The following is a 13,671-nucleotide window of genomic DNA, read 5'->3' as shown; positions in this document are numbered from 1 at the left end:
CTCGTCCTCAACGGTCTGGGCGTGCACCTCGAAGCGGCCCGCCATCGCCCGCATCTCGTGCGGGTCGGTCATAAAATGAGTAGGCACTGTATTCTCCGATCTCGAGTTGAGCTACTTTCACGGACAGGTCACTGATATTTGGCTGACTGAAATAGCCTTGTATGCAACGATGTTAGGTTGGAGTCGCTCCCGGCGACATGCGCTAACCGGCCACAATTGCGTTCGCGGCCTCGGTGGCCGCATATGATGCGGCGCTGGTACCCAGCGTGTTCACAAACATCTCATGCACCGCGGCGGCCTGAGCGACAATCGCCTGATACAACTGGGCATGCGCGGCGAAGTGCGTTGCTGTTAGGGCCGATACCTCATCGGCGGCCGCCGGGACGATACCGGTGGTCGGGGCCGCCGCCGCGGCATTCTGGGCGGACATGACAGCTCCGATGCCGCGCAGATTGCCGGCCGTCTCGGCCAGAACTTCCGGTTGGGTAGTGACGAAGGACATTTGGTTCTTCTTCCTCTGTTGGTTTCACCTATGTCGACTGTGGGTTCCGCGGTATGAGCTTGGGATTTGCGTTTTTCACGTGCACTGCGTGGGTGCCCGGTTTCTTTCGCAGCTCTGCGAGCAAGCCATCGAGGTTGTCAGGATCGGTATGCCAGTGCTGAACGCTGTCCGGATTTTTCGCCATGTCGGCCACAACACGTTGCAGGCTTTCGGGCGAATCGCTGTCTTTGAGGTTCGTTCCCCGGTTGCCTCTGACACCGCGCCCCTTGGCACCACCACCGGATACGGCGCGAGGGAGCGCGGCACCGAGCGCTCCGCCGGCCATACCTGCCATGGCCGATCCGCCGTAGAAGCTTCCCGCGCTTACGGCGGCAGCCCCAATAGCGTCCTCCGAGGTGCCCGACAGTACTGCGGCGGCGGTCCTGATCGCCGGGGTGGCCACGGCCCAACTAGGTGGAACCGCCAACCCGCCTACAAAACCGGCCTGGCCGACACTGGCTGCGACCGCAGATCCCGCGGCGCGTGCGCCCGAACCGAGCCCCGCCGCAAGGCTGGATGCCCCGGCCTTGACCGCGGCCGTCATATCGCCAAGATGCCGTCCTCCAATCACGAGCCCCATGATGGTGCTGATCAAGACATCATTAGCCGGCAGAATCATTTTCGGAACCAGCTCCACGTTCCCGGCAATCTTTGCCAGCGAAGATGAATTCAGATTGCTGAGAAAGCTCGCCAGCGATGAGCCCGACGCCGACGGATTTGCAGCGGCCGGTGCTGCCAGGCTTTGCAGAGTGCCTGGTGTTGCGGAGGTCAGCCGCGCCAATGCCGACTGGGTGCTCGCGCCCGTCGACGTTCCGGCGGCACGGGCGACCGAGGCAGCTTGTCCGGCCGAACCAGCCGGGTTGGTGTTTTGTGTAGGGGGCGCAAACGGCGTCACCGCGGCGGCGGCTGCCGACTGGCCGGCATAGCCGTACATCGCCGCCGAATCCTGGGCCCACATTCCCGCGTATCGGGCTTCATTGGCCGCGATTGCCGCGGTGTTCTGACCGAAAACGTTGGTGGAAGTCAGCGACGCCAGTTCCGCACGGTTCGCTTCGATCACCGTCGGGGGCACCGTGGCAGCAAATGCGGCCTCATAGGCGGCCGCCGCCGATCTGGCCTGGTTGCCGGTCTGCTCGGCCTGCGCCGCGGTGGTGTGGAGCCATGCCGCATACGGCGCGGCCGCTGCCGCCATGTTCGCCGATGAGGGACCCAGCCATGCTGTGGTCAGCCCCGAGATCAACGAGGAATAAGAGGCGGCGGTCGAACGCAGTTCGGCGGCCAGCGCATCCCATGCCGCACCGGCGGCCAGCATCGATCCCGACCCCGCGCCGGCATACATGCGAGCGGAATTTATCTCCGGAGGCATCGCGCCGTAATCCATTGCTAGGCTCCTCGATTGATTGCGCGGGCGTTGGCAGTTCCGATAGGCGACGATGGCGTGCCGGCGCCGGTCATTCGTCGGCCTCGGGTAGCAGACCCTCGGGTATCACAAAGATGTTGGCTGTGGTGGCTTCTCGCGCATCGGCAGCGCCGCCTGTACCCGTCGCTCGAGCAGCGGCACCACCGGTCCTGCCCATAGCGCGTCCGGCCAAGCCAGACAGCGCCATATTGCCGACAAGGCTTCCAGGTCGATCGGCCGCGAGTGCCACTGGAGCGGCGCTCAGGCTGCTCTCCGGCAATGTCGCTGCCATCGTCTTGATCGCCGGAGCGCTCGAAGCCCAGCCTTGCGGCACGGACAATCCCCCGACGACGCCCGCGCGGCCGATGCCCGCCGATACCGGTGCGCTGACTATCCGTGGGACGCCTGCGGTGGTCGCTTTGGCCAGCGCTTTGGAGTAATTCTCGGATGCGGTCGTCAAGTTCGCCGCGGCTTGAGGCGCTAGGTAACTCTGTATACCGAGAAGATAAGGGACACCCGGGATGGTGAACAACGACGCCGGCGATAGCGGCCCCGTGATGAAGCTGTCGAGCGACGACAGAAGCGACGGTGAAGCGGCGGCCGCGGCGGGCGGATCAGCGGCGGCCATGGGCGTGGCGAGGCTTTGCAATGCCTGCGGCGTCGCGGAGATTGTCTGCGGCAACATCTGAACGGGCGCGCCGGCCGCCATGCTGGTGGCCTGGGTCACCGCCGCAGCTTGACCCGCTGACCCGGCGGGATTTGTAGTCTGCGGAGCAGGGGTGAACGGCGTCACCTCCGATGCGGCCGCCGAGGAACCGGCATAGCCGTACATTGCCGCCGCATCCTGGGCCCACATCTCCATGTACTGCGCTTGAGTAGCCATGATTGCCGGGGTGTTTTGGCCAAACAGATTCGTCGCGATCAATGCCATCAATTGCGTCCGATTGGCCGCCACCACCGGCGGCGGAACGGTTCCCGCGAACGCGGTCTCATAGGCAGCTACGGCCGCCTTTGCCTGTAGGGCAGTCTGTTCGGCCTGCGCAGCGGTTGCGGTCATCCACGCCAGATATGGGGACGCTGCCGCCGCCATCGACGCCGACGATGGACCTTGCCATCCGAACGTCAGGTCGGAGATGACCGAAGAGTAGGACGCGGCGCTCGAGTGCAATTGCGCGGCCAGCTCATCCCATGCCGCTGCAGCAGCCAGCATCGGTCCCGGCCCAGGACCGGTGTACATGCGACCTGAGTTGATCTCGGGCGCAAGCAGTCCAAAGTCCATCTACCACCTCTTTTCTCGCTGGACCTCCGTTCGTGTTATTTCCCTGGGCTCGCTGGCTGAGTACGTGGAGAAAGCTGTCAGGACGCTGTCTACGGCTCGCGCTGGAGCAGCTGCCAATTCGCACTTCTCGTAAGTGCGCTTTCGGTGAACCCACGATGAGCCCCCTGGGCGCTGCCCTCCGTAGAGTCGAGATGCGTTTCCGCGCGGATCATTTCATCCGCGGTCGGCGTGGCAGCGCGAACGAGTCTCCAGCATCACCGGACAGTGCCGGACGTCAGGCATAGCCGCGCCACGGTCGAGATCATGAAGCAGGCGTAACGATCGGTGGCGAGCGCGTCTGCGCCCGTGGCGAATTGATGATCGGAGATTGTGGCTGTGGGATTGGTGGCCACAGGTGTGTTTAACGGGACCCTTTCCGTGATCGCCGACGCGGCACCCATGCTGGTCCCTCGATCGCGTCAGCGTTGAGCCAGAGCATTAAACCGGTGTTATACGCCACGAGCAACGCATATAGCAGCATGTCCCGGAGATCGAACCCGAGTGGACCTGGTACATGGTGAGTTGCGGCAACCGCGCATGTGATCGTCATCGCGAACCAGAGGGTGATCGCAAGAGCGGTAAACCACAGCGCGGCACGACGAGACATGCTCGCCAAACATGCGAGCATTGCGTATCCGAGCAACATGGCGCCGTGCAGCAGGCTGAATCGCAAGCCCAGCAGAGGTATTCGAGTCGGCTCGGCGAGAGGGCTAGCGATCGCCCAGCCCAGCGCGGCTGCGCCGAGGATTCCAGTCAGCACGCCTTGCAAAAGCAGAAAAATGCGACCTGATCGCCAATGCGAAGGATTGAGGCTGATTTTCTTCAGGTCCCCGGTCTCACCCGGAACCCGCCCCCTGGTGTAGCGGGCCATCATCAGCCGCTTCGACCCGATGTAGCCACAGTCGCCGCATCAAACTCGCTGCTGATTGGTGGCTCGATAAACACTCGCCGCCAGCGTCGAAACCCGCTACACCCGAAAGTCATTCGACATACCGCGATCTGGACAATAGAGCTCCCAGAGTCATGCGCTGAAAGCCGGCGCCGAACTGGAAGAGAAGGCGCATCCGACTTCCTGCTCGTCGCATCTGGTCATCCAGCGGTGCGAAGGCCCTCTCGTAATCTGCCGCCACTACCGTGCCGGTGGCCTCCAACGCTCGTATACCGGCGGGCATTCCCGAAATGTCGTTCAGCACAACGGCTCACTTCCCACTATCGACGAAGAATTCGACTCGCTGTGCGGTAGCCGGAGCCTTGTCAGATTACAGTTCCTACTGCAACTATTGCATAGTGCTATAGTTATTGCCAACTGACCTGCGGAGCGGCCCGCCCGGATGCACTCGTTCTTGTCAGGTGTAGGTCTCTCAGATCCGGTGTCATATCGCGACGCGTTAACCTCGCGATTGGACCCGTCTCACAGACTGTCATCTGACATCTGTCTCAAATTCGCGTCATTTTCCCAAACCACTCTGACGGCGGCTTCTGGGCCACCGTTGCTAGCGACCGACGAGTCCTACCTTGATACGTCACGCGACACGGACATTACTTCGTGGCGAAGTATTGAAAACGACTGGGACGTTGAGCGGTCCGCGGATGGCTGGCGTGTCTCGCCAGGTGGCGGGGGCGATGAGTTGCGGGCTGCGGCTTAGGATCTCGCGCAGCCGGTCGGGTTTCCAGTCGTGCCGGGGCCGCACCGAGGCAGTAGTGCGCTCCGTAGCCGAATGCCAGCGGTGCGGGGCCGTCGCGTCGTGGGTGAAGTTGGTTTGGTTGATCGAAAGACGGTCGGGTCGCGGTTGGCGGCCGCGAGTGACAACAAGGGCCTGGTGGCCGGCGGCGATCTGGAGTGGTCCCACTGCACCTCGGCCCGCGACGGAGAACACCGAATCGGTCGACTAGGGCGGCGGGGAGGTCGATCGCTGCTCACAGTAACGCATCTCGGTCATCATTGCGGCTAGGCCAACGCGGTGGCGTGGCGCTCACATCGGCCGCCACGGCGTCCGTCACGTCACTTGCTTGGTACCAGCGCTCTTAGCTGCGTCTGGGATGCTGTGCAGGTGTTGCGACGTCTGGAGGTGGCGGTCGAGGAATGACAGCAGGGTGTGCATTGTCTGTTCTGTGCTGTCGAGGAACCCCGCGTAGTGCCCGCCCGGGATGCGGGCCAGCTCGCCGAGTGGGGCTCGTTGTGCAGCGCGGATCGCGGGTCCGGGTGGGGCAACGCCGTCGTTGTCGTAAGCGACGACGAGCAGCGGGCAGGTGATGTGCGCGGCGATTCTGGCCGGACGGTAAAAGCCCACGCGCAGCGCTGATCGGGCGGCCACGGCCTGCTCCCATTGGGGATAGCGGTTCGCCGGGTTGAGCGCCCTGACGTAGTTTCGCGAGTCCGGTGTGGTCAGCGCTGCGACGGTGCCGCGTGCGCCGGCCAACGGAACGAGCAGCGGCTGGCGGCCGAGCCTGCCGCCGATAGCGTCTGCGGCCGCGCGGCTGACCGTGCGGGCGAACGACAGTGCGGTCATGTGCCGAAGCGCGTTGCGCATGGCATCAAGGCCGTCGGCGGCTGGGGCGTGCGCGATGGCTGCGGCGAGGTGAGGGTTGCGCGCGGCGAGGGTGAAGACGTGGCCACCAGAGATAGAGAAGCCCCAGATGGCGAGTTTGTCCACACCGGGCAGCGTTGAGGCGAAGTCGATCGCGGCTTGGAAGTCGTCGAGCTGGTCGCCAATCGTTACCAGTTGTCGTGGGCTGCCCTTGCTTTCGCCGAGACGGCGGTAGTCGAAAGCCAGGACGTTGTAACCCGCGGCGTGCAGTCGGTGTGCGATCGGGTCGGTGCCGGCTTCTTTGATCACCGCCAATCCGGCGGCCATGATGACGCACGCGCCGCCGGTGGCTGGATAGAACCACGCGGCGCACTGGCTGCCACCGCTGGTGAAGCTGACCTTCTGGCGTTGAGCGCTGCTCGGCATCTCTGTCTTCCCTTCTCTGCGTGCCCATTCATAACCGGCAGCTACCGGCGGGGCCTGCTCGCTGCGCTGTCGAGGTCTGACCGGTCGATACTGGTGGAACTCCGGACGCTGTAACTTACGTACATATCGTACGCATTAGCATACATACAGTATGTATGAAGGACAAGGAATGATGACTGCCGCTCGCCGCACGCAAGCCGAAAGAGCCGCCGTAACACGCACGGCGCTGATCGATGCGGCACGGCCATTGTTCGCCAACCACGGCTTCAGCGATGTCGCGCTGGAATCGATCGTGCGCGCGGCCGGCGTGACACGCGGGGCGCTATATCACCACTTCGCCGACAAGACCGAACTGTTCGCCGCGGTGTTCGAGCAAGTGGAACAGGAAGTGGCCAGCCGCATGGGCGAAGCGATCGCCGCCTCCCAAGCGAGTGACCCGGTAGAGATCATGCTGCTGGGAGCGAACTTCTGGCTCGACGCCTGCGCCGATCCGGAGATCCAGCGAATCGTGTTGGTCGATGCCCCGGCGGTTTTGGGTTGGACACGGTGGACCGAGATAGGAAATCGCTACAACATCGGATTGGTGCGCGCGCTGCTCACCAACGCGATCGACACCGGTCGCATCCCGCCGCAACCGGTGGAGGCCACCGCCCTGACGATGCTGGGCGCCATGCGTGAAGCCACCATCTTCGTGTCAAAAGCCCAAGACCATGACCGCGCCCGCCAAGAGGCAGGCAGGGTCATCAACCGGCTGATCCGCGCTCTCGAATAGCACAAACCGTCTCGGAGTCGTTCGCGGCGTCGGTCACTGGCCGCCAGGCGGCGACGAACGCTCGGCGGCGCTAGCTGCCACGGCAGCCTGCTGGAGACGTCGACGAAACGCGGCCCAACACTCGGCATCGCAGTCGGGAAGCCCTCTCCGATCAGGATGTAACCCCGCATCGCCGTCGACGAGTTCGCGCACGATGTCGGCGTGACCGGCGTGCCGTGAGGTTTCGGCGAGCATGTGCACGAGAATTTGATGCAGCGTCACCGAGCGCCTGCCGGGGGGCCAGGTAGGAACCATTCCGCGGTGTTGGAGTTCGAGGCTTTCGATCGTGGTGTCGGAATGTGCGCAGGCCCTTCGATACAGCTGGGTGATGTCGTGGCGGCTCTCATCGGCGGTGGCCCACATGTCCCCCATGGGCTCTGCTGGCTGGGTAAGCCACGGAGGCGGGTCAAGGAACGGCCTGTTGAAGACGTAGCCGAAATAGCCCATCTCACAACCGGTCAGGTGTTTCACCAAACCCAACAAGTTCGTGCCGTGTGGTGTCATCGGCTGGCGCGCCTGGTACTCGGACAAGCCGTCGAGCTTCCACAACAAGACCGCGCGGGCGTCGCGGAGATTACGGTGCAAGTCGTCTTTCAAGGCGTCACCACTCACAATCAACAACCTACGGAGCGAGCCGACGCGCTGCCTGCACCATCGAGCACCAAAAGCGTGTCGGCCAGCGGATCAAAGACATCGTCGATCCGTTCACCGCGACGGGGGTGCGGGAGACGGGCGATCACGTGTGGAGACGGGCCGGGGTTTCGCACCTAGCACGCCCGATTGGCTTGCCGTTCGATGTTGACACTGTACCGTTCCTGAATGAAACTAGAACGACACAGTTCCTGAAGGGCAGGCGTCATGACCATCGGCAAAGTGGTACTTGTGACCGGTGCCGGCAGCGGCATCGGCGCCAGTACCGCCGATGCGCTCGCTCGACGCGGCGCCAGGCTGATCCTGGTGGATATCGACGCGTCCTCGCTTACCGACGTGTCGAACCGCTTGGACGCCGATAAGTGCGTGGCTGTGCGAGGGGATGTCCGCGACTTCGACGCGATGCAGGCGGCCGTCGATACCGGCGTCGGCCGGTTGGGTCGTATCGATGCGGTGGTGGCCAACGCCGGTATCGGCTCGTGGGTTTCCGTTACAGCCATGGAGCCAGCCGAGTTCCGCCGGGTTGTCGACGTCAACCTGACGGGGCTGTTCCATACCGTGCGCGCGGCTGCGCCCGCACTGATTGATTCTCGCGGCTACGTGCTGGTCGTCGCGTCCGTCGCGTCCTACGTGGCCGCGCCGGGGTTAGCCGCCTACTGTGCCAGCAAGGCAGGCGCTGAGCAGTTCGCCCATGCCTTGCGACTCGAAGTCGCCTCACATGGTGTCGACGTCGGATGTGCTCACCTGTCGTGGGTCGACACTCCCCTACTGCAGCGGGCACTTTCGGAGTCCAGCGGCTTCGCCGCCATGCTCGACGCACTGCCGCGACCGCTGCGCCGTGTGCTCTCAGCCGACGATTGCGGCGAAAAGCTTGCGGCCGCAGTGGATCGGCGCGCCACGCGCATCGCCATGCCCGGATGGGTCGGACTCGCGCGCTGGGCCAAACCGCTGCTGTCGATGCCACCGGCCGAACACCACTTGCGCGCACGGATCGCGCGCGTTACGGAAAGCCAACCATGAACATTCGCCCGAGAGACCGAGCAGACAACGCCCCGGTTGCCGTTTCAGACGCGACGCGCGTCGACCATTCGCGGGTGCGAGCGCGGGCGGCGGTCGGCCACTACGCCGCGTTGCTGCACCCCGACGCCCTGTCTGCGGCACGCCTCCCGCTGCACCGCGACATCCGAGCACGCGTCAACCAACTCGTCGACGTCACACGATCGTCCCGTAAGCCCGGGTGCCGCCGCATGCGCGGCCTGATCGCCTCGCCGGGCGGCAAGCTGGGCTGGCGATCCATCCCGGCCCCGCAACGTCCCGGCCCACGCGCAGCGCTGGTGCGGCCCATCGCGGTCGCCACCTGTGACGTCGACAGGGCCATGATGCTAGGCCGCACCCCGTTCCCGCTCCCCCTGCATCTGGGCCACGAATGTGTCGCCGAGGTCACCGAAGTCGGCGACCAGGTCACCACTGTGCGCGCGGGCGACCGCGTGGTCGTGCCGTTTCAGATCAGCTGCGGGCAGTGCGCGGCGTGCCGGCGCGGCCACACCGCCAGCTGCCTCTCCGTCCCGCCGGCGTCGATGTACGGATTCGGCATCTCCGGCGGTCTGTGGGGTGGTGCCCTGGCCGACCTGATGGCCGTGCCCTACGCCGACGCCATGCTGGTGGCACTGCCTGAGGATGTCGACCCAGTGGCGGCAGCGGGTGTCGGCGACAACACCTGCGACGCGTACCGCCAAGTCGCCCCGCACCTTCCGGCGCTCCTGACCGCCGACCCCGACGCCGAGGTGCTCATCGTCGGACGCATGGGCAGCCGCGAGCCGATGACCTCGAGCACCCTGCTGTGCACCGCGCTGATCGCCCAAGCCCTGGGCGCGCGCCGAATCTATGTGGCCGACGGGCGTGAGGTCGTTCGTCAGCGCGCCGAGAGCTTAGGCTTTCACCCGCTCGATCCCCGGCGCCCGCGAGACTGGCCGACTGCGCCTTTGACCGTCGATGCCACCGGAACCCCGGCCGGACTACGGCACGTGTTGCGTCACACTGCGCCCGACGGCATCTGCACGTGCGTGTGGTCGCTGCACCGGCGGGCCAACATTCCGTTGGCAGCGTGCTACGTGCGCAACGTAACCCTGCACATCGGGCGTACCCACGTCCGCACCGTCATGCCGGACGTTCTGGCATTGATGGCAGCCGGCAAGCTGCGTCCGGAGTTGGTGCTCAGCTGCGTCGCACCATTCGACGAAGCTCCCGCCGCGTTGCGGGAACACTGCAACGACGACGCCCTCAAAACCGTTCTCACCGCCTGACATGACGACCAGCGCAGCGGCCCGCCGCCACGTCACCGCTCACCGCACCAGGACACGACGCGAGGACCCCGAGTCAGGAACCGGGGTGTGTCAATATCGGCTAATGCAACTGTCGCGAACGTATCGCGGGGCGACCCCGACCCAACGGGTAGAGCAGCGCCACACCCGGCTCGTCGACGCGGCCATCGACGTGTTCGGCACCGTCGGATACCGCGCTGCGACGGTCGACGACATCTGCACCGCCGCAGGACTGTCGAAACGCTACTTCTACGAATCATTTCCTGACAGCGAAGCGCTGCTGCTGGCCACCTACCAACGCTGCGCTGAAGAAATCCACGACGCGATGGTGATGGCAGTCGCCGAAGCCCCAGACACCATCCCGGCCCAACTGCGCGCCGCGCTCAAGGGATACTTCGAGGCCATCGACGCCGACCAGAAACGCGCCCGGATCACGCTGCTGGAGATCCTCGGCGTGAGCCTGGCCGTGGATTTGGCGTGGGTGGAACAAACGGAACGATTCGCCAGCTCGGTGGAAACCCTTGCCGGCGAGGCGTTCAGCAGCAGCACGTTGCCCACCGCGCAGCGGCACATCATCGCCGAGGGCATCATCGGCGCCATCACGACCGCGGCCACGCTGTGGCTTCTGCAAGACCTGCGTCGCCCTCGCAAACAACTCATCGACGCCATGCATGTCCATGTGCTGGCCGTCCTCGAAAGGTTGCCGCGCACCTAATGCGTACCGGGGTCTTGCGCTGTGGCACCGCCAGCTGCTTCACTGCAAGTAAGTACTTACTTCAGGAGCTGGCAGTGGTTGTGACCTCGCGACAGCGCATCATCGCGGAAGCGCTGCGGCTGTTCGGTGAGCGTGGCTTCGCAGCCACCACCATCGCCCAGATCGAGGAGGCCGCCGGCCTGTCCCCTGGTTCGGGGGCGCTGTATCGGCACTTCCCCTCCAAAGACCAACTGCTCTACGAGGCCGTCGGTGAGACCCTGGCCGACCGCGACCAATGGGCCCCCTACTACGAACCCGACTTCTCCGTCGTGGCGATGCTGGAGGACGCCGCGCCCGACGCCGACCTGATCGAGCGGTTGGTGCTCCTGTGCCAGGTCGGTCTGGGCCGGCTTGACCACAACCGCGACGTCACCCGCATCTTGATGCGAGACAGCTCAGCATCAGCCGAGGTGATGGAGGTCTTCCGCCGCAACGAGTACCTGCAGGTGCTATCGGTGATCTCCCGCGGCCTGGCCGAACTCGCCGGCCCCGACCACCCCGGCGACGACTGGGACGCCGCGGCGGTCGTCGTACTCAGTGCCGTGGCCCATTACTGGCTGATCCGCGACACCTTCGGTGGTCAACATCCCGCAGCCATCGACGAACAGCGTTATCTGCGCTCCACCGCCGAAATGCTCGCGGCCCGCTTGCAATGGCACCGACCACCACCCAACACCTCGGAAAGGAAACACGATGGCTGACCACATCAACGTCATCGGCGGTGGCCTCGGCGGTCTCACCGCCGCCATCGCCTGCGCTGAAAACGGTGCCGCAGTGCGCCTATTCGAAGCGCACGATCGCCTGGGCGGCCGGGGACGCGCCACTGCCCCTCCCTACGTCGCCCATGAAGGCGCACACGTTTTCTATGCCGACGGCCCGCACTACAAGTGGCTGAAAAAGCGCGGATTCGTCAAAGGGCTCGGCTGGCCGGGTCCCATCGCGATGGCCACCCTGCTGCACTTTCGAGTCGACGGACGCATCCGTGCCCTCCCACCAATGCGGATGCTGCGCGCCCAAGCACGCAAAGGACTCACCGCACCGATCGACATCGACTTTCACACCTGGGCATCGCAGCGGTGGGGCGAACAGACCGCCCGCCACATGGCCAACGCCATCAGCGTCGTCACCTACGACGCCGAGACCGGCCGTCTGTCCGCCGCGTTCGTGTGGGACCTTTTCCAACGCGTTCTGGGGCCCAACCCGCCCGCGATCCGCTGGGTAAGCGGTGGCTGGCAGACCGTCGTCAACCGAATGGTTGCCCGCGCAACAGAACTCGGCGTCCAGATAACCACCCGAGCGCGCATCGATTCCCTGCCCACCGACGGGCCGGTCATCGTGGCCACAGACATCGCCGCAGCCCGCCAACTCCTCAACGACACGGACCTGACCTGGACCAGCGGGCACGCCGCGCTCCTCGACATCGCCGTCACACGCGACCGCAAAGACACCAACCTGGTCTTCGACCTCGATGACGGCGGCTTCCACGAGAGCTATACCATGCAAGACGCCACCATCGCCCCCAAAGGCGAGTCGCTCTACCAACTGCAAATGCCCGTGCGGGCCAGCGAACCGCACGCCCAGGCCCACCGCCGGCTGGAATCCCTCGCCGACCAAGCGGTGCCGAATTGGCGCGACCGCACCACCTTTCACCGCACCGCGGTCGCCAAAGACCGCACCGGCGCACTGGACCTGCCCGGCTTGAGCTGGCGCGACCGGCCCGCCATCGAACGCGGAGACGACGTCTATCTCGTCGGCGACATGGTCGCCGCACCGGGCATGCGCGCAGAAATCTCCATCAACAGCGCCCTGACCGCCGCAGCGGCTGCCACCGCGGCGCTGCAAGCCACCCACACCTCGCGATGAAAACCGCCGTCATCACCGGTGCAAACCGCGGTCTCGGATTACACTGCGCCCGAATGCTTCTCGCCAGCGACGACGCATGGCATGTGGTGTTGGCCGTGCGCGACCCCGAACGCGGACAAGCCGCCGCGCAACACACCGGCCACCCAAAACGCTGCTCGGTGATCGAGCTCGACCTGGCGTCGCTGCAATCAGCGCGCGCGTTCCGCGCCCGGCTCACCGACGCTGCGCTGCCCCCGCTGCGCGCCCTGGTGTGCAACGCCGGCGTCCAAATCGTGTCAGGAACCAAGGTCTCGGCCGACGGCATCGAAATGACGTTCGCGGTCAACCACCTCGGCCACTTCGCCCTCGTCCACGACCTGCTGCACGAATTCGCCCGGCCCGCACGAATTGTCGTCGTCAGCAGCGGCACACACAATCCTGCCAAACACACCGGCATGCCCCACCCCCGCTACAGCTGCGCCGGCGAGTTGGCACATCCACCAGCCGCAGAAGGGGACTCGCGACTGGGGCGCCGCCGCTACACCACCTCCAAGCTGTGCAACGTGCTGTTCAGCTACGAACTGGACCGACGACTGCACCACGGCGCCAACGGCATCACTGTGAACGCCTTCGATCCCGGCATGATGCCAGGATCAGACTTGGCCCGGGACTACCCACCGCTGCAGCAGTTCGCGTGGCGGTTCCTGCTGCCAGCCCTTCGGATCTTGCCCGGCGTCCGTAGCACCCGTACCTCCGGTAAGGCGCTTGCCGCACTGGTCGCCGATTCACGCTTCGATGAGGTGTCCGGCCGCTATTTCGACGGGGCCAAGGCGGCTCAGTCTTCTCGTGACTCCTACGACCGGGCCAAGGCGCTCGACCTGTGGCAGACCAGCGAGCGGCTCGCCGGCATCACCAACAGCTGAGCACGCCACTGCCCAGTCGTGTGGCCCTGTGTCGCCGCCGCGCCGCCGACGATGTGGTGTGCAGTACTGCGATGATGTTGCGGTGGAGCAGCCGCTGACCGGATTCAACTACAGCTACTGGTTTGAATGCCCAGGCTGCCGGACACGGGTTAGCGTG

General features: G+C 65.1%; 12 protein-coding genes and 2 pseudogenes. 7 read left to right on the top strand and 7 right to left on the bottom strand.

The features are described from left to right. The 6 genes and pseudogenes from A5753_RS23900 to A5753_RS14740 all read right to left on the bottom strand — a co-directional run. A pseudogene (locus A5753_RS23900) lies at positions 1-87 on the bottom strand (WXG100 family type VII secretion target); the annotation flags it as partial. 115 nt (positions 88-202) lie between these two features. After that, positions 203-502 carry a PE family protein gene (locus A5753_RS14765; RefSeq protein ID WP_067129221.1) on the bottom strand — a complete coding sequence of 100 codons (300 nt, stop codon included), beginning with the start codon at positions 500-502 and terminating at the stop codon, positions 203-205. A 28-nt stretch (positions 503-530) separates the two neighbouring features. Beyond that, on the bottom strand, positions 531-1,922 hold the full coding sequence (locus A5753_RS14760; RefSeq protein ID WP_067129218.1) for a PPE family protein: 1,392 nt from the start codon (positions 1,920-1,922) through the stop codon (positions 531-533). Between the two features lie 70 nt (positions 1,923-1,992). Next, positions 1,993-3,219, bottom strand: coding sequence for a PPE family protein (locus A5753_RS14755; RefSeq protein WP_067129215.1), 1,227 nt, complete (start codon positions 3,217-3,219; stop codon positions 1,993-1,995). Between the two features lie 400 nt (positions 3,220-3,619). Beyond that, positions 3,620-4,129 carry a hypothetical protein gene (locus A5753_RS14750; RefSeq protein WP_067129241.1) on the bottom strand — a complete coding sequence of 170 codons (510 nt, stop codon included), beginning with the start codon at positions 4,127-4,129 and terminating at the stop codon, positions 3,620-3,622. Positions 4,130-5,255: 1,126 nt separating this feature from the next. Then, positions 5,256-6,281: pseudogene (locus A5753_RS14740) on the bottom strand (alpha/beta hydrolase); the annotation flags it as partial. Positions 6,282-6,381: 100 nt separating this feature from the next. On the opposite strand from A5753_RS14740, the gene A5753_RS14735 reads away from it, so the two are divergent. After that, entirely contained in the window at positions 6,382-6,984 is a 603-nt protein-coding gene (locus tag A5753_RS14735) for a TetR/AcrR family transcriptional regulator (protein ID WP_067129206.1), read from the top strand. Between the two features lie 33 nt (positions 6,985-7,017). On the opposite strand, the gene A5753_RS14730 is transcribed toward A5753_RS14735, so the two are convergent. Then, a complete protein-coding gene (locus A5753_RS14730; protein WP_067129204.1) occupies positions 7,018-7,635 on the bottom strand; it encodes a DinB family protein in 618 nt (205 codons plus the stop codon). A 246-nt stretch (positions 7,636-7,881) separates the two neighbouring features. Here A5753_RS14730 and A5753_RS14725 point away from each other — a divergent pair, with 246 nt between their 5' ends. The 6 genes from A5753_RS14725 to A5753_RS14700 all read left to right on the top strand — a co-directional run bounded on the left by A5753_RS14725 (position 7,882) and on the right by A5753_RS14700 (position 13,514). Beyond that, positions 7,882-8,694 (top strand): SDR family oxidoreductase, encoded by an 813-nt coding sequence (locus A5753_RS14725; RefSeq protein ID WP_067129201.1) that lies wholly within the window; start codon positions 7,882-7,884, stop codon positions 8,692-8,694. A gap of 74 nt (positions 8,695-8,768) precedes the next feature. Continuing rightward, a complete protein-coding gene (locus tag A5753_RS14720) occupies positions 8,769-9,977 on the top strand; it encodes a zinc-binding dehydrogenase (RefSeq protein WP_197694696.1) in 1,209 nt (402 codons plus the stop codon). A gap of 103 nt (positions 9,978-10,080) precedes the next feature. After that, positions 10,081-10,710, top strand: coding sequence for a TetR/AcrR family transcriptional regulator (locus A5753_RS14715; protein WP_067129199.1), 630 nt, complete (start codon positions 10,081-10,083; stop codon positions 10,708-10,710). A 74-nt stretch (positions 10,711-10,784) separates the two neighbouring features. Continuing rightward, a complete protein-coding gene (locus A5753_RS14710) occupies positions 10,785-11,450 on the top strand; it encodes a TetR/AcrR family transcriptional regulator (RefSeq protein WP_067129196.1) in 666 nt (221 codons plus the stop codon). Continuing rightward, positions 11,443-12,612 (top strand): NAD(P)-binding protein, encoded by a 1,170-nt coding sequence (locus A5753_RS14705; RefSeq protein WP_067129193.1) that lies wholly within the window; start codon positions 11,443-11,445, stop codon positions 12,610-12,612. The genes A5753_RS14710 and A5753_RS14705 overlap by 8 nt, the downstream gene beginning before the upstream one ends. Continuing rightward, a complete protein-coding gene (locus tag A5753_RS14700) occupies positions 12,609-13,514 on the top strand; it encodes an SDR family NAD(P)-dependent oxidoreductase (RefSeq protein ID WP_067129190.1) in 906 nt (301 codons plus the stop codon). Before A5753_RS14705 ends, A5753_RS14700 begins: the two co-directional genes overlap by 4 nt. The last annotated feature ends 157 nt before the right edge of the window (positions 13,515-13,671 follow it).

This window comes from Mycobacterium sp. 852002-51971_SCH5477799-a, from assembly GCF_001667145.1.
Taxonomy (GTDB): Bacteria; Actinomycetota; Actinomycetes; order Mycobacteriales; family Mycobacteriaceae; genus Mycobacterium.
The sequence above is the reverse complement of the archived record's forward strand: the minus strand, read 5'-3'. Positions and strand labels throughout refer to the sequence as shown.